The sequence below is a fragment of the Bartonella tribocorum CIP 105476 genome (assembly GCF_000196435.1).
GTDB classification, from domain to species: domain Bacteria; phylum Pseudomonadota; class Alphaproteobacteria; order Rhizobiales; family Rhizobiaceae; genus Bartonella; species Bartonella tribocorum.
Genome location: NC_010161.1, coordinates 467681 through 482753, shown reverse-complemented (window position 1 = coordinate 482753; position 15073 = coordinate 467681). Strand labels below are relative to the sequence as shown.

General features: G+C 39.7%; 21 protein-coding genes and 1 pseudogene. 11 read left to right on the top strand and 11 right to left on the bottom strand.

Translation table 11 applies throughout. From position 1 onward, the window contains the following. Nucleotides 1-143 precede the first annotated feature (143 nt). From BTR_RS02080 to BTR_RS02030, 11 genes and pseudogenes are all read left to right on the top strand, one after another. Nucleotides 144-506 (top strand): annotated as a pseudogene (locus BTR_RS02080) (hypothetical protein). A gap of 63 nt (nt 507-569) precedes the next feature. Beyond that, on the top strand, nt 570-926 hold the full coding sequence (locus BTR_RS02075; protein ID WP_012230968.1) for an antA/AntB antirepressor family protein: 357 nt from the start codon (nt 570-572) through the stop codon (nt 924-926). Nucleotides 927-998: 72 nt separating this feature from the next. Beyond that, nucleotides 999-1730: a Rha family transcriptional regulator gene (locus BTR_RS02070; protein WP_012230966.1), complete on the top strand. Its 732-nt coding sequence runs from the start codon at nt 999-1001 to the stop codon at nt 1728-1730. 12 nt (nt 1731-1742) lie between these two features. Next, entirely contained in the window at nt 1743-2060 is a 318-nt protein-coding gene (locus BTR_RS02065) for a hypothetical protein (RefSeq protein WP_012230964.1), read from the top strand. A gap of 11 nt (nt 2061-2071) precedes the next feature. After that, the gene (locus BTR_RS02060) at nt 2072-2686 is read left to right on the top strand and encodes a hypothetical protein (protein WP_012230962.1); all 615 of its coding nucleotides are present in this window, start codon (nt 2072-2074) and stop codon (nt 2684-2686) included. Nucleotides 2687-2689: 3 nt separating this feature from the next. Then, nucleotides 2690-3181, top strand: coding sequence for a hypothetical protein (locus tag BTR_RS02055; RefSeq protein WP_012230960.1), 492 nt, complete (start codon nt 2690-2692; stop codon nt 3179-3181). Then, a complete protein-coding gene (locus tag BTR_RS02050; protein ID WP_012230958.1) occupies nt 3175-3717 on the top strand; it encodes a hypothetical protein in 543 nt (180 codons plus the stop codon). Before BTR_RS02055 ends, BTR_RS02050 begins: the two co-directional genes overlap by 7 nt. Nucleotides 3718-3790: 73 nt before the next feature. Continuing rightward, complete coding sequence (locus BTR_RS02045) at nt 3791-4597, top strand: ERF family protein (protein WP_038473282.1); 807 nt, start codon at nt 3791-3793, stop codon at nt 4595-4597. 1 nt (nt 4598) lies between these two features. Further along, the gene (locus BTR_RS02040) at nt 4599-5222 is read left to right on the top strand and encodes a lambda exonuclease family protein (protein ID WP_012230954.1); all 624 of its coding nucleotides are present in this window, start codon (nt 4599-4601) and stop codon (nt 5220-5222) included. Nucleotides 5223-5333: 111 nt separating this feature from the next. Then, nucleotides 5334-5582 carry a hypothetical protein gene (locus BTR_RS02035; RefSeq protein WP_012230952.1) on the top strand — a complete coding sequence of 83 codons (249 nt, stop codon included), beginning with the start codon at nt 5334-5336 and terminating at the stop codon, nt 5580-5582. 2 nt (nt 5583-5584) lie between these two features. Further along, on the top strand, nt 5585-6622 hold the full coding sequence (locus BTR_RS02030; RefSeq protein ID WP_012230950.1) for a tyrosine-type recombinase/integrase: 1038 nt from the start codon (nt 5585-5587) through the stop codon (nt 6620-6622). A 57-nt stretch (nt 6623-6679) separates the two neighbouring features. Here the strand turns inward: BTR_RS02030 and BTR_RS02025 are convergent, their stop codons facing one another. The 11 genes from BTR_RS02025 to BTR_RS01975 all read right to left on the bottom strand — a co-directional run bounded on the left by BTR_RS02025 (nt 6680) and on the right by BTR_RS01975 (nt 15060). Further along, nucleotides 6680-6979, bottom strand: a complete 300-nt coding sequence (locus tag BTR_RS02025; protein ID WP_012230948.1) for a HigA family addiction module antitoxin — start codon at nt 6977-6979, stop codon at nt 6680-6682. Nucleotides 6980-6997: 18 nt separating this feature from the next. Further along, nucleotides 6998-7279 (bottom strand): type II toxin-antitoxin system RelE/ParE family toxin, encoded by a 282-nt coding sequence (locus BTR_RS02020; RefSeq protein ID WP_012230946.1) that lies wholly within the window; start codon nt 7277-7279, stop codon nt 6998-7000. 281 nt (nt 7280-7560) lie between these two features. Further along, a complete protein-coding gene (locus BTR_RS02015) occupies nt 7561-7974 on the bottom strand; it encodes a hypothetical protein (RefSeq protein WP_012230944.1) in 414 nt (137 codons plus the stop codon). Beyond that, the gene (locus BTR_RS02010) at nt 7971-8501 is read right to left on the bottom strand and encodes a hypothetical protein (protein WP_038473279.1); all 531 of its coding nucleotides are present in this window, start codon (nt 8499-8501) and stop codon (nt 7971-7973) included. The genes BTR_RS02015 and BTR_RS02010 overlap by 4 nt, the downstream gene beginning before the upstream one ends. After that, complete coding sequence (locus BTR_RS02005; protein WP_038473276.1) at nt 8494-9417, bottom strand: hypothetical protein; 924 nt, start codon at nt 9415-9417, stop codon at nt 8494-8496. Before BTR_RS02005 ends, BTR_RS02010 begins: the two co-directional genes overlap by 8 nt. 76 nt (nt 9418-9493) lie before the next feature. Continuing rightward, on the bottom strand, nt 9494-9907 hold the full coding sequence (locus BTR_RS02000; RefSeq protein WP_012230942.1) for a hypothetical protein: 414 nt from the start codon (nt 9905-9907) through the stop codon (nt 9494-9496). Then, nucleotides 9904-11391 carry a filamentous hemagglutinin gene (locus BTR_RS01995; RefSeq protein WP_244393494.1) on the bottom strand — a complete coding sequence of 496 codons (1488 nt, stop codon included), beginning with the start codon at nt 11389-11391 and terminating at the stop codon, nt 9904-9906. The genes BTR_RS02000 and BTR_RS01995 overlap by 4 nt, the downstream gene beginning before the upstream one ends. Further along, nucleotides 11369-11776, bottom strand: coding sequence for a hypothetical protein (locus BTR_RS01990; RefSeq protein ID WP_012230938.1), 408 nt, complete (start codon nt 11774-11776; stop codon nt 11369-11371). The genes BTR_RS01995 and BTR_RS01990 overlap by 23 nt, the downstream gene beginning before the upstream one ends. 20 nt (nt 11777-11796) lie before the next feature. Then, entirely contained in the window at nt 11797-13185 is a 1389-nt protein-coding gene (locus BTR_RS01985; protein ID WP_012230936.1) for a hypothetical protein, read from the bottom strand. Between the two features lie 76 nt (nt 13186-13261). Then, entirely contained in the window at nt 13262-13675 is a 414-nt protein-coding gene (locus BTR_RS01980; protein WP_012230935.1) for a hypothetical protein, read from the bottom strand. Next, nucleotides 13672-15060 (bottom strand): hypothetical protein, encoded by a 1389-nt coding sequence (locus tag BTR_RS01975; protein WP_012230933.1) that lies wholly within the window; start codon nt 15058-15060, stop codon nt 13672-13674. Before BTR_RS01975 ends, BTR_RS01980 begins: the two co-directional genes overlap by 4 nt. Nucleotides 15061-15073: the final 13 nt, after the last annotated feature.

Here is a 15073-nt window from a genome sequence, read left to right as displayed (position 1 = left end):
TATTCTAAAGACGATATTTATACAGAAATGCAAAAAAAGTGAAATATTCGTAATTTTTTTCTTGATTTTATTTATACATTTACGTATAAGTTTTATATAAATTAACACGAACAATCGCCAAGAGGCGTTAGGGAGGGGAAATTATGGATAAGCCAATTCTCATTCATTCCAATGAAATTTTATTAGTTGCCTACGATAAAGATCAATACATTGCAGAGTCTGGACCACTTAATGCAAGCCAAGTTTTAAGCATTGTTGATGAGGTAGATGATGCAATCTAAATCTTTCGCATCAATCCTTCTGAGAAGAGTTGTGAAGATATTGCAGAACTTTATCTTAGAGAATATGAAGAACAGTGTTTTAACGGAAACATACCACACGACTTTATTTTACACAGCACTGCATACGGTTTTTTTTTAGACGATATAAAACAGCGCGAATATGATGATGCAATGTATGGTTCTTACGAACAGCAGCACCGTTTTCGTCCTTGTGATGTACTTTAAAATTCTTAAGGGCATTTGAAAAAGCGCCCCCTTTTCCCATCAATAATTGATTAGAGTAATCTTATGAACACACATGATAATGATAGTGAAGGATATCTCATACCTGAAAACGAGGCAGACAACAGTATTGGTTATGTCCAAATGGTCAATGCCCATGTCATGCATAGGTACTTAAATTTAAAACAAGATTTTAATACTTGGTTTAATGATTGTGTTGAAAAGCTTGATCTAAAAGAAAGTGTGGATTTTGTTTTTACAAAACAAGAATGGAACAAAAAAAAGATTTGTCCAAAATCTGAAATAGAAACAGATAAAACCGATAATCATCACTTCAAAATTCACGCAGCAAGAAAAGTTGCTCAAACAGAACGCCATAGAAACATGGGCAGACAATTATATCAAATCTTGCATTTTCTTTAATTAAGGAAGTGATGATGCAAAATTTTATTAGAACATATGAAAAAAATACAAGCTTCTTGAAAGGAGTCCATCATGCATAATTTTGTCACAACATCTGCAAACAATTTTCAAAACACAACAGTTCAAACGATGTCCAGTATTGAAATAGCCCAATTATGTGAAAAAAGACATGATAATGTTATGCGTGATATCAAGAAAATACTTGAAGAACTTAACGTCCTCAAATTTGAGGGGGTTGATTTTAGTGGTTATTATCTTGATGGCAAAGGTGAAAGCCGACCTTGTTATAACCTCCCCAAACGTGAATGCCTAATTCTCGTATCTGGTTACAGCACTGCCTTACGAGCAAAAATAATTGATCGTTGGCAAGAATTGGAAAAGCAAGTAGTAACACCACAAATCGACTATTCAAGTCCAAAGGCTATGATTGGCTTTTTGAATTACCTACAAGGTCAAATAGATCAAAAAGACACTATCATTGAAGATTTAACACCAAAAGCCATGGCTCTTGAAAGCTTACAGCGCCATGATGGGCTCTTTGGTCTTACAGAAGCTGCTAAAATACTCGAGATGCAACCAAAACAATTCATTCAATTTTTACAGCAAAAAGGGTGGATTTACAGACGTGCAGCGGGTGGAAATTTGCTACCGTATCAAGACAAAATCCAAAAGCAACTTATGGATTGTCCAACCATCACGCTTCAAACTTCGAGTGGAATAGAAAAAGTCATTCCTTGCGCAAAAATCACAGCAAAAGGCATTGGTGTGTTGTCTCAAGAACTTAAACGACAAAGCATACATTAAGAGGAGGCTATCATGATAAAAAAGAAATATAAACTCACTGATGAAACAATCAAAGTTGATGGAACAACGCTTTATCGCATACGCGCCTTAAAAGATTTTGATGATGTCAAAGAAGGCGACCTTGGTGGCTTTGTCGAGAGTGAATGGAATCTTAGCCATGATGATAATTGCTGGGTTGGAGGCAATGCTTGTATTTATCAAAATGCATATATCTCTGAAAATGCCAAGGTTTATGATGATGCCGAAGTTTATAATAACGCAAAAGTTCGTGGTAATGCCATAGTAGCCGGCGATACAGCATTTTATGGAAGTGACGCTATTTTAAGGTAGGGGGATAAATCATGGAAAAGAAATACGAACTTACAGATGAGAAAGCTGAGTTTAAAGGGGTAACTCTTCACCGTATCCGAGCTTTAAGAGACTTTGGAGTTATTAAAAAAGGTAATTTAGGCGGCTTTATAGAACATGAAAACAACCTATCGCATCATGGTAATTGCTGGGTGGGTGGTGAGGCAAAAATTTATGACAATGCCAAGGTTTTTGGTAATGCTAAGGTTTATGGCAATGCCCGTGTTAGTGGTTTTTCTCATGTTTTTGACAAAGCGCGTGTTTATGGTGAAGCTTATATTGATGGCATTTCTGATATTTACGAAAACGCATGCGTTTTTGGTAGTGCATCTGTTACCGGAGAAGCCAATATTTTTGGTAATGCGCAGATCTTTGGACATGCTCGTGTTTTTGCCAGTGCACAAATCTACGGAAATGCAAGCGTTTATGATACGGCATTTATCAGTGGAAAAGCTAAAATTTATGGAAACGCTAAAATTTATGACTGCCCACTTATTTCTATCAGAGCAAAAGTTGGGGGAGATGCCGTCATATGTGGTGATGCATTTATTCAAGGAAACACAGAAATCATCAATGATGAAATTGTTTCAACCGGTGAGAGGCAATAAACCATGGTGAAAAAATACGAACTTACTGATGAGACAACTTGGATATACGGAAATAAGTTAACTTATCGCATTCGTGCATTGAGAGATTTTGGAGATGTAAAGGCTGGTGATTTAGGTGGTTTTGTAGAGCACGAAAGAAACCTCTCGCATAATGGAAATTGTTGGGTTCGTGGTTTGTCCGCTGTTTATGATGATGCTGTAGTTTGTGATAATGCGATAATTGATGTTGCATCGCAAGTTAGTAAAAATGCCAAGGTTTTTGGAAATGCGCAGGTTACCAATGGTGCTAAAGTTTCTGATAATGCACGTATCTACGACAACGCATGTGTTTCCGGTACAGTGATTTATGAAAATGCTCAGATTTATGGAAATGCAAAAGTTGGCGGTGATGCACACATTTACGGAAATGCAAAAATTTACGGTAATGCGGATTTAGATTATGACGATTGGATTGGCGGCAATAGCAGAATATCCACTGGAGAAAAAGCATGGTGAAAAAATACGAACTTACTGATGAAATAGATGAAATTTATTTGCGTAAGGTTTATCGCATTCGCGCATTACGAGACTTTAGAAATGTTAAAAAAGGTGACCTAGGCGGCTTTGTAGAAAAAGAAGAAAACCTGAGTCATGAAGGAGACTGTTGGATTTGGTATAAAGCTAAAGTTAGTCATGACGCTAAGGTTTTTGGTAATGCACAGATATTTGAAAATGCAACAATTACAGATAATGCGTGTGTTTACGACAATGCGAAGGTTTGTGGAGAGGCTAGTGTTGAATATAATGCGCAGATTTTTGACAATGCACTGGTTTACGACAAAGCTCGAGTTTTTGGTTTTGTTTATGGCAATGCCCGTGTTTATGGCAAGGCTGTTATATGTGATAACGCACGCATTTTTGGAGATATTAGAATTCTAGACGACGCATATGTTTCCAATCAAGTAAATATTTCTGGTAATTTTGAAATTCGTGGAAAAACTCTAATGGTTCCTAGAAGTGAACACTTAGTGGACTACGTAGGACGTTTCTAACCAAACCAAACAACTTTTAACACAAGCGTGATTCACGCCACGGGTGAATTGCGCTCCAATGGAGGAAAGCAAAATGAATGAACTAAATACGAACTTAACAGAAGTAAACAAAACAAACGATTGTGAAATCAAACCTACAGCTATGGAACTTATTTTAGAAAGAGCTTTAGAAAATGATGTTAATCTGGACCGTCTCAAGAGCCTTCTCGAATTACGAGAAAAGGAGATAGAACGACAAGAGCGCCAAAACTTTGTTCGTGATCTTTCTGCTATGCAAACGGAATATAAAAATATCGAACAAAACGCCCTTAATACACATACTAAAAGCACCTATACAACGCTTGATAAATACATTGATGCAATCAAAGAACCTCTTGCAAAACATCACTTTGCTTTATTCTCTCGTATCAAAGAGCAGAGTTCAAATGACATAACTGTAGAAATGACTTTAAAGCATATATCGGGCAATGAAATATCAACACAAGGAAAATTTCCTGTTGACGCTACTGGAAGTAAAAACAACGTACAAGCGGTTGGTTCTACTATAAGCTACGCACGTCGATATCTCTTAGGCATGCTTCTTAATGTTGCAAGAAAAGAAGACGATACAGATGGAATAACGCTTCTTGCAGGTATCTCTCCTGAACAGATGAATGAAATCAAAGAATTAATTACAAAAACACAATCTGAAGAAAGTAGGCTTCTCTCTTTCATAGGAGTAAAAAAGCTAAAAGATATGTCTTATAAACAAGCACAAACCGCTTTGTTTTCTTTGAAAAAAAAGCAACGAAAGCAAAAAGAAGAAGCTCAACAAAAGCAAATAAACGCACCTATACAAGATACTGAATATGCACCAATACAACAAAAAACGGCGGTGTGAAATGGAACAAAGAACAGCAGAGTGGTTTCAAGCCCGTTTAGGCAAAGTTACCGCTTCAAACATTTATAACGTACTCAGTAAAACAGCAAAGGGAACCCCTACAAACAAATATGAAGATTACAAAATCAAACTTATGACAGAGCGTTTAACGGGTGAAATAAGCCAATCTTATCCAACGCCGGCTATGCAATGGGGCATTGAACATGAAGAAGATGCCCTAAAAGAATATGCATTCATTTACGATACAGAGGTCACAGGGTGTGGTTTCATCCAACATCCTACAATCAAAATGGCGGGCGCTAGTCCTGATGGGTTTGTTGGTGATAACGGTTTAGTTGAAGTCAAATGCCCACAATCCCCAAACCATTTACGCTTCTTTATAGATGACAATATAAAGCCTGAATATCGCGCGCAAATGCAATTTCAAATGGCTTGTACGGGGCGTAAATGGTGTGATTTTATCAGTTATGACCCACGTTTTACGAGGCAATCAACATACTTGCGTATGAAAATCAAACGCATCCACCGTGATGAAGAACAAATTGAACAAATTAATCAAGCGGTCGAAGCTTTTTTAGCAGAAATAGAACAAGAGATGCAAAAGATTTTGACAAAAGCCGCTTGACGTTATGGGGGTGCTCTCTCCTCCCAGCACCCCCACCCTCTTACCACAACTTTCAGAACATGCGTGTTTCACGCCACATGTGAATTACATCTAAAATCAAGGGGAACAGATATGGCACACCGTCCACCTACTATCACGCAACCAGCCATTGCACGTGCTTTACGAGAAGCTAAAAAGCAAGGAGCAGAGGTTGTAGAAATCAAGCCTACTGGTGAATTATTAATTCATATCAATAAAATCGTAACACCCAGAACGACAGATAATACTTATAGCATTGATGATTTTCCACCGCTTGAAAATGAACAAGAAGACTACGATACCAGAAAAACTTGTCGTTCTGTCGACGGTATAAAGTTTTAGCCATGCCAAAACGTCGTCCACCATATCTTGTTTGTGAACGCACACGCCATGGTAAAATCATATGGTATGTACGTATTGGTCATGGACCACGATTTCGGATTGAAGGAACCTATGGAACGCAAGAATTTGTCGATAATTATACGCTTGCTCTTAAGCAAGCGCAAAATGGCACCTCCAAGAAAAGAAAACAAACCAGACTTGTAGAGGGCTCTTTCGATTGGTTGTTGCATCAATATTTACGAAGCATACAATGGCATAATCAATCAGAATCTACTAAAAAAGTTAAGTATAGAATTCTGAACAATGTTTCTAAACATATTGGTGAACGCGCATATAAAAGCATAGGAAAACATCATATCCTTGACGCCGTAGATAGAAGGCGTGCTACGCCCGCAGCAGCAAAACATTTTTTGACTTCTTTAAATGGTCTCTTTAATTGGGCGGTTGATAATGCTCTTTTAAACAGAAACCCTGCTTTTAACATAAAACCGCCAAAATCCTTTAACGCAGAAGGTTTCACCCCATGGTTAGAAGAAGATGTTGAGAAATATTATCATCATTGGTCTGTCGATACCCATGAACGCGTATGGGTTGATGTGCTTCTTTATACGGGCTTGCGCCGTGGAGACGCCGTTCGTATCGGTTGGAAAGATGTAAAAGATAATATCATTCATCTCAAAACAGAAAAGAGCCAATTTAAAACAGATGTTTTTCTCCCTATTTTACCAGAATTAGCCAAAACGCTTGAAGCTGGTCCCGTAGGTGATGAAACATTCATTTGCGGAAAAGGTGGAAATAAGCTCGTAAAAGAAAGTTTTGGTAACCTTTTTCGTGAAGCATGTAATGCAGCAGGAATTAAAAAATCGGCTCACGGCTTGCGAAAATTAGCAGCAACACGCGCCGCCAATGCTGGTGCTACAGTTTCCCAAATGAAAGCGCTTTTTGGCTGGTCAGAAGATAAAATGGCTTCCCTTTATACCAAAACAGCCGATAGAAAACGCCTTGCAATAGAAGCCATAAAAAAACTTCAAAAAGGTTAGAGAAATGCGCGGGCAGCTAAAAAACACACCAAAGCCCCGTCAAAATTATGAACGAAATCAAAGCTGCGTTTGAGATACATCAGAAACCAGAGGAGAAATAGGTGGTTGTGTCTGTTGCATTGTTTGCCATAAATTATAGTTTGTTTGCATATCCAGCCAAAATTTTGCTTTACTAAAACCAGCTAATTCTAATTTAATTGCAAGTTCGGTACTTATAGAAGCATGACCGTTAATCACTCTTGATAGAGAAGCTCTTGTCATATGGAGATGATCAGCTAATTTCTGTATTGTTATCCCCATTTCTTCTAAGAAAGCTACTTTTAGAACTTCGCCCGGATGTGCGGGGTTATGCATCATTTGTTTTCGTTCCTTTCATCAGTGGTAATCTTGATAATCAACAAGCTCCACATCTGTTCCTATAAAGCGAAAAGTAACACGCCAATTTCCATTCACCCATATAGAATAATATCCTGTAAGTTCGCCTTTAAGAGGATGCATTTTAAAGGCAGGCGCTCTCAACATATCAGGTGTCGTAGCACTTGTTAAAGCCGTTAAGATAACGCGTAATTTCTTTACGTGATCTGGTCGAATAGCTTTTGTGGAACCTGTTGTGTAAAATAATTTTAAGCCCTTATGTTTGAAACTCACAATTGCCATTAGCACCCCTTATCGTATACCAATACTATACGATTAATAAAAATAAGAGTCAAGTAAGGTACTGGAAAATCTGGTTACATATTTGGATAAAATGATTGAGAATAAGCTACAAAAAGGTTCGGGATAGACAGAGAAATAAGTTAATAAAATCAATGGAATTAAAATTCCCTTACCTTTATATAAGTTATTGATTACATATAAATGTAGCATTCAGCCTGGACCGCCACTTCCGTAGCTGTAACCAACATTGAGCGCAGTATTTTGCGAATGGTGTTGTTTTGTTAAGGTTGGCATTCATCCGCATTTTTGTACCTTTTACAAAAAGGGCTGTTTAAGCGCTTCTTGACACTTCTCTGTGGAACAACAGCACCAGAACGACAAATGGGGAGGTTTTCTTCTTTAAATGTATAACACCACCCTCCAATATATTCATTTTTATAGCGGAATCCCGCTTGAATCATACAAGCATAAGTTGTTGCTTTTGCATTGTTGCTTCTCTCTCGATTTTCTGTATCAAGATCGATAAGGCTTGGCATTCCACATTCTAAAAGAGCTTTTCCTACCTCAGTAGAATCTGCACCAGGTTTTTCCCACATACTCACGTATGCTGGAGAAGGTTTGTCAATATTTGATATGTCACATCCAGTGACACCTAACAGGACTATCCCACTTAATAATTTAAACAGTGTATTCATTTTTTTCTCCATAAATAACCTAAACATAAATTATCTAAAATCGCATGAGGTGCATAAATTATTGCATTATGATGTGTTCCATAGCGTCTCGTACACGCACCACTTGCATCACCATAACACTTATGGGTGGTACTAGGATTATGGCCGCGTAGCGCTCTCCCTTGCTCTATCATTGGAATTACTTGTGGAAATAATACATAGGGGAACTTCAAGGGTACCTTATAAGCAGTAGGTAGATTATGACCAATTCCTATACCAATGGGATCAAATACATGGTTTTGTAAATAAACATGATCTTTTTTACCATAACTTACATAATAGAATGCATTCGCTATCGATAGAGAACTATCAGCTGGTCCATAAAGATAAATATCTGTTTTTTCTCCTATACCATGGATGCCACGATTTTTAAGGTCACGTAATCCATTGCCCCCTGTCAAGCTACCGCGGCTATGCATACTAACAATAGCCCCCTCATTGCCATAACGAGAGAGAAAATCTTGAAATTTCTTCGTCGAATTACTCACCCCCCCCAATATTCCCTTCTAGAAACTTCTGATAAAACGCTATCCCTAACTCTACCAGTGGATCTTCAGCTTGGGGGAAATATGTAAAATACAGATGACCATTGTTATAAACAGCCATTTGGACGGCATTACGCGCGGCATCATCTGGTGAATTAAAAATGCCATTGTAAAACATATGAACCTTGCCATCAGAACCTTTTTGTAAATGATTTTCTTCTTCTGGTTTTAAATAGCGATATAGAGGTATGTTTCTTCCATAGCTATCTTCTATAGGCTCTCCATTTTTATCTGTTGCATAAATGACATTGCCATTTTCATCATGCGCAACTTCTCCTTCAGGATGTTTTGTGGCATAAGCGATTTTGTAAATTTTATCCCAATAACCAAATCCCTCATCGGATAAATCATTGATCATGTCTAAGCGATTATGCACTGCTCCTTCAAGCGGTGTGGCATCTATTGGTGCGACAGCCTGATGGGCTGTTGCAGTATTGCGGTTGAGAGAGCCAATGATTTGTCCAGCATCTTGCCCCATCGCCCTTTGTCCGGTTGTATTGGTTAGGATGATGGTTCCATCACTGATAGCGGATTTGGTTTCTCCTTCTGCGCCATCCTTGGCTTTGCCATGGTTTAAAACATTCTTGGTAATATTTTTTATCGTGTCATTTCCAGAAAGGCTAAAACCATGGCTGCTGGCTGTCGCATGCGCACTGTTGGCAATATCACTGGTGCTGATGCTTCCGGTGGTCAGTTTATTTTTGTCCGCTGGTGCGCTGCTGTCAATAATGCCTCCGGTCATGGTTGTTGCACCCGCCACTGTAATATCAAAACCGCCATTACCGGTTTTAATGCCGGATTGCTCCACAACACTGTGATAATCACTAGAGGATTTGTCCTTGTTCAAAGAGGCGCTCATTGAACCTCCACCACCCGTTGCTCCAGCACCAAAGCCAACATTCTCATTAAAACGCTTTGCGAATGGTTTTGCGCTGTTAAGGTTGGCATTCAGGTTGTTCTGGATGTTTTTTACAAAACGGGCTGTTTAAGCGCTTTTCGACACTCCGTTTTGGGATGACAGCACCAGGTTGGCAAATGGGAAGGTTTTCTTCTTTAAATGTATAACATGGCCCTCCCGCTCTTGCTACCTGTTCATCTTTATAGCGAAATCCTGATTGTATCATGCAAGCATAAATTGTCGCTTTTGCATTAATGCTTACCTTTCTGTTTTCTGAATCCTCATCATAAGGGGTTGGCATGCCACATTCTAACAAGGCTTTTCCTACCTCTGTAAAATCTGCCCCTGGCTTCTCCCACATGTATATATACCCTGGAGAAGGCTTAAAAAAATTACATCCAGCTATCATAAACAAAACAAGCACACTCAATAATTTTAAGATGTATTTCATTTCTTGCCCCCTGATTGAATTGAATTAATTTGTATACGATGAGATGAGCCATAGCGCCATGTACACACATCACTTGCACGACCATAACAAGCATGGACAGTAGGATAAGTTTTAAATATTCTCCATGCCTCGTTCCAGGGACCACTGCCAGCAGGGATCTTATCAAAAGTAGCTGGATTTCCACCAAACTTTATACCAACAAAGTCATATGCGTGGTTTTCTAAACCGACAGAGGTTTGCTTGCCATCACTTAAATAATCAAGTGTATTAGCCATCGATTGAGCGTTGTAAGCTGGACCAAAAAGATTGATACTCGTGTTGCCTGCTATACCGTGAATACCACGCTTTTCAAAGTCATGCATCCCGTTACCTACCGTCATACTACCACGGCTGTGCCCATCAATATGTAATCCGTCATTGCCATAAAGATACATTGTATTCTGGAACTTCTTGGTCGAATTGGTCAATCCAAAGAAAAATGTACCTTCAAAAAACTTCTGAAAAACCGCTATACCTGCCTCTACTAGCATATCTTTAGATTGTGGAAAATATGTAAAATAAAGATGATCATGATCGTTGTCAGCAAATTGGACGGCATAACGCGCGGCATCATCTGGTGAATTAAAAATGCCATTGTAAAACATATGAACCTTGCCATCAGAACCTTTTTGTAAATGATTTTCTTCTTCTGGTTTTAAATAGCGATATAGAGGTATTTTTCTTCCATAGCTATCTTTTATATAGTTTCCATTTTTATCTGTTGCATAGAGGACATTGCCATTTTCATCATGCGCAACTTCTCCTTCAGGATGTTTTGTGGCATAAGCGATTTTGTAAATTTTATAAAAATATCCCAATCCTTCATCGGATAAATCATTGATCATGTCTAAGCGATTATGCACTGCTCCCTCAAGGGATGTGGCGTCTATCGGTGCCACAGCTTGGTGGGCTGCTGCGGTGTTGCGGTTGAGAGAGCCAATGATTTCTCCAGCATCTTGCCCCATCGACCTCTGGTTGGTTTCACCGGTTAAGATGATGGTGCCATCGCTGATAGCCGATTTGGTTTCACCTTCTGCGCCATCCTTGGCTTTACCATGATTTAAAACATTCTTGGCAATGTTTTTTATCGTGTCATTTCCAGAAAGGCTAAAACCATGGCTGCTGGCTGTCGCATGCGCACTGTTGGCAATATCACTCGTCGTAATGGTTCCTGTAGTCAGTTTATTTTTGTCCGCTGGTGCGGTGCTGTCGATAATCCCTCCGGTCATGGTTGTTGCACCCGCCACTGTAATATCAAAACCGCCATTACCGGTTTTAATGCCGGATTGCTCCACAACACTGTGATAATCACTAGAGGATTTGTCCTTGTTCAAAGAGGCGCTCATTGAACCTCCAGCACCCGTTGCTCCAGCACCAAAGCCAACATTCTCATTAAAACGCTTTGCGAATGGTTTTGCGTTTTTAAGGTTTGCATTCAGGTGCATTTTTATATTTTTTACAAAAAGGGCTGTTTAAGCGCTTCTTGACACTGCGCTGTGGAACAACAGCCCCTGGTCGACAAGCCGGAAGATTCTTTCCTTGAAAATTCTCACACCACGTTCCTGCCTCTGTATCTTTATAGCGGAATCCTGATTGAACCATACAAGAATCAATAAACGCCTTTTTATTTAAACTTAACTTTCTATTTTCTGGATCCTTATCATAAGGGGTTGGCATTCCACATTCTAATAAGGCTTTTCCTACCTCAGTAAAATCAGTAACACCATTTTTCTCCCACGCGCTCAAATATCCTCCAGGAGTTTTATTAAACTGACATCCAGCTATACTTAACAAAGTTACAGCGCTTAATAATTTTAAAGTTTGTTTCATTTTTTCCTCCATGATTTAATTCAAGGTTTTTGTTTTAAATGAGATGAGCCATACCTTTTTTGGCATTTTTGACCCGCATCTCCAAGACAGGTATGGGAGCTTATGGGATTCATGATCACTCTCCACCATTCTTTCCACCAGTTACTGCCAGCAGGTATTGTCTCGTAAGTATAGCCATTGCCGCCAATAATTCTGCTGACAAAGTCGTATCTATTCCCATCAAAGCCAACAATGGTTTGTTTGCCGTCACTCACATAACCTAACAGACCGGATGCAACTAAAACATTAAAGGCTGGTCCATAGAAATTGATCTTCGTGTTGTCGGCTATCCCGTGCACACCTTCTTGTTTGAAAGAATTCAGCATATTCCCCAATGTCATTGTCCCGCGACTATGTCCATAAAGTTCTAATCCTGTAAGACCATAGCTATACATCAAATCTTTTGCTTCTTGTGTTGAATTGGTCAAACCCCAAAAGTTATTTTCCATAAACTTCTGGTAGCCCGCGACCAAAAGTTCTGAGATAGCAGAATCGGCTTGAGGGAACACAACAAAATAAAGCGGTTCATTTTTATTCTCCGCATGTTGCTCTGCATAAACAGCAGCTTCATAGGGTGGCGTAAAGATGCCATTAAAGGACACATGCACTTTGCCATCAGAGCCTTCTTGCAAATGCTGCTTTTCTTCATCCGTTAAATAATGTGCGTGAGGTATTGGTTGTCCACGAGCGTCTCTTATAGGTACCCCATTTGCATCTATTTCATAGAGTATATTGCCCTTTTCATCACGGTCGACAACGGCAATGGGGTGCTCTTTGATAAACATGGTTTTATAGGAATCATCGCTGTATTTAAACCCTTCTTCTAAGAGTTGAGTTGCCATTTCACGATTTTCATGGACGATTTGTTCCAGCTTGCCTGCATCGAGCTGTTGTACACCCTTATGGGCGGTGGCAGTATCACGATTAAGGGAGGCTATGGCTTGCTCAACATCTTGCCCTGTCAATGCCTTCTGCCCTGCTTCATCAGTGATGACGATGGTGCCATCGCTAATGGCAGATTTGGTGTATCCTTCCTCTGAATCTTTAGCTTTTGAATGATCTAAGACATTTTTGGCAATGTTTTTCCCGACACCATATTTGCCCTGATACATCGGACCACCCGCAGAAATGCTGATCCCATCGCTGCTGGCTTGAGCATGCGCACTGTTGGTGATATCACTCGTTTTAATGGTTCCGGTGGTCAGTTTATTTTTGTTCGCCGGTGCGGTGCTGTCGATAATCCCTCCGGTCATGGTTGTTGCACCCGCCACTGTAATATCAAAACCGCCATTACCGGTTTTAATGCCGGATTGCTCCACAACACTGTGATAATCACTAGAGGATTTGTCCTTGTTCAAAGAGGCGCTCATTGAACCTCCAGCACCCGTTGCTCCAGCACCAAAGCCAACATTCTCATTAAAACGCTTTGCGAATGGTTTTGCGCTGTTAAGGTTGGCATTCAGGTTGTTCTGGATGTTTTTTACAAAACGGGCTGTTTAAGCGCTTTTCGACACTCCGTTTTGGGATGACAGCACCAGGTTGGCAAATGGGAAGGTTTTCTTCTCTAAATGTATAACACCATCCTCCTACCCTCGAAAGTTCCTCATTTTTATAGCGAAATCCTGATTGAATCATGCAAGCATAAATTGTCGCTTTTGCATTAATGCTTACCTTTCTGTTTTCTGAATCCTCATCATAAGGGGTTGGCATGCCACATTCTAACAAGGCTTTTCCTACCTCTGTAAAATCTGCCCCTGGCTTCTCCCACATGTATATATACCCTGGAGAAGGCTTAAAAAAATTACATCCAGCTATCATAAACAAAACAAGCACACTCAATAATTTTAAGATGTATTTCATTTCTTGCCCCCTGATTGAATTGAATTAATTTGTATACGGTGAGATGAGCCATAGAACGATGTACACACATCACTTGCACGACCATAACAAGCATGGACAGTAGGATAAGTTTTAAATATTCTCCATGCCTCGTTCCAGGGACCACTGCCAGCAGGGATCTTATCAAAAGTAGCTGGATTTCCACCAAACTTTATACCAACAAAGTCATATGCGTGGTTTTCTAAACCGACAGAGGTTTGCTTGCCATCACTTAAATAATCGAGTGTATTAGCCATCGATTGAGCGTTGTAAGCTGGACCAAAAAGATTGATACTCGTGTTGCCTGCTATACCGTGAATACCACGCTTTTCAAAATCATGCATTCCGTTACCTACCGTCATACTACCACGGCTGTGCCCATCAATATGTAATCCGTCATTGCCATAAAGATACATTGTATTCTGGAACTTCTTGGTCGAATTGGTCAATCCAAAGAAAAATGTACCTTCAAAAAACTTCTGAAAAACCGCTATACCTGCCTCTACTAGCATATCTTTAGATTGTGGAAAATATGTAAAATAAAGATGATCATGATCGTTGTCAGCAAATTGGACGGCATAACGCGCGGCATCATCGGGGGAGGTAAAAATACCATTATAAAACATATGAACCTCGCCATCAGAACCTTTTTGTAAATGATTTTCTTCCTCTGGTTTTAAATAGCGATATAGAGGTATTTTTCTTCCATAGCTATCTTTTATATAGTTTCCATTTTTATCTGTTGCATAAATGACATTGCCATTTTCATCATGCGCAACTTCTCCTTCAGGATGTTTTGTGGCATAAGCGATTTTGTAAATTTTATCCCAATAACCAAATCCCTCATCGGATAAATCATTGATCATGTCTAAGCGATTATGCACTGCTCCTTCAAGCGGTGTGGCATCTATTGGTGCGACAGCTTGGTGGGCTGTTGCAGTATTGCGGTTGAGAGAGCCAATGATTTGTCCAGCATCTTGCCCCATCGCCCTCTGTTTGCTTTCACCGGTTAAGATGATGGTGCCATCGCTGATAGCCGATTTGGTTTCTCCTTCTGCTCCATCCTTGGCTTTGCCGTGGTCTAAAACATTCTTGGCAATGTTTTTTATCGTGTCATTTCCAGAAAGGCTAAAACCATGGCTGCTGGCTGTCGCATGCGCACTGTTGGCAATATCACTGGTGCTGATGCTTCCGGTGGTCAGTTTATTTTTGTCCGCTGGTGCGCTGCTGTCAATAATGCCTCCGGTCATGGTTGTTGCACCCGCCACTGTAATATCAAAACCGCCATTACCAGTTTTAATGCCGGATTGCTCTGCAACGCTATGATAATCATTAGAGGATTTATCCTTTTGGAAAGAGGCGCTCATGGAGCCCCCACCA

Bases quoted from the DNA above. Each gene is read 5' to 3' on its own strand.
- BTR_RS02075 (WP_012230968.1), top strand. From the start codon at position 570: ATGAACACACATGATAATGATAGTGAAGGATATCTCATACCTGAAAAC.
- BTR_RS02070 (WP_012230966.1), top strand. From the start codon at position 999: ATGCATAATTTTGTCACAACATCTGCAAACAATTTTCAAAACACAACA.
- BTR_RS02065 (WP_012230964.1), top strand. From the start codon at position 1,743: ATGATAAAAAAGAAATATAAACTCACTGATGAAACAATCAAAGTTGAT.
- BTR_RS02060 (WP_012230962.1), top strand. From the start codon at position 2,072: ATGGAAAAGAAATACGAACTTACAGATGAGAAAGCTGAGTTTAAAGGG.
- BTR_RS02055 (WP_012230960.1), top strand. From the start codon at position 2,690: ATGGTGAAAAAATACGAACTTACTGATGAGACAACTTGGATATACGGA.
- BTR_RS02050 (WP_012230958.1), top strand. From the start codon at position 3,175: ATGGTGAAAAAATACGAACTTACTGATGAAATAGATGAAATTTATTTG.
- BTR_RS02045 (WP_038473282.1), top strand. From the start codon at position 3,791: ATGAATGAACTAAATACGAACTTAACAGAAGTAAACAAAACAAACGAT.
- BTR_RS02040 (WP_012230954.1), top strand. From the start codon at position 4,599: ATGGAACAAAGAACAGCAGAGTGGTTTCAAGCCCGTTTAGGCAAAGTT.
- BTR_RS02035 (WP_012230952.1), top strand. From the start codon at position 5,334: ATGGCACACCGTCCACCTACTATCACGCAACCAGCCATTGCACGTGCT.
- BTR_RS02030 (WP_012230950.1), top strand. From the start codon at position 5,585: ATGCCAAAACGTCGTCCACCATATCTTGTTTGTGAACGCACACGCCAT.
- BTR_RS02025 (WP_012230948.1), bottom strand. From the start codon at position 6,979: ATGATGCATAACCCCGCACATCCGGGCGAAGTTCTAAAAGTAGCTTTC.
- BTR_RS02020 (WP_012230946.1), bottom strand. From the start codon at position 7,279: ATGGCAATTGTGAGTTTCAAACATAAGGGCTTAAAATTATTTTACACA.
- BTR_RS02015 (WP_012230944.1), bottom strand. From the start codon at position 7,974: ATGAATACACTGTTTAAATTATTAAGTGGGATAGTCCTGTTAGGTGTC.
- BTR_RS02005 (WP_038473276.1), bottom strand. From the start codon at position 9,417: ATGAGCGCCTCTTTGAACAAGGACAAATCCTCTAGTGATTATCACAGT.
- BTR_RS02000 (WP_012230942.1), bottom strand. From the start codon at position 9,907: ATGAAATACATCTTAAAATTATTGAGTGTGCTTGTTTTGTTTATGATA.
- BTR_RS01995 (WP_244393494.1), bottom strand. From the start codon at position 11,391: ATGCACCTGAATGCAAACCTTAAAAACGCAAAACCATTCGCAAAGCGT.
- BTR_RS01990 (WP_012230938.1), bottom strand. From the start codon at position 11,776: ATGAAACAAACTTTAAAATTATTAAGCGCTGTAACTTTGTTAAGTATA.
- BTR_RS01985 (WP_012230936.1), bottom strand. From the start codon at position 13,185: ATGAGCGCCTCTTTGAACAAGGACAAATCCTCTAGTGATTATCACAGT.
- BTR_RS01980 (WP_012230935.1), bottom strand. From the start codon at position 13,675: ATGAAATACATCTTAAAATTATTGAGTGTGCTTGTTTTGTTTATGATA.
- BTR_RS01975 (WP_012230933.1), bottom strand. From the start codon at position 15,060: ATGAGCGCCTCTTTCCAAAAGGATAAATCCTCTAATGATTATCATAGC.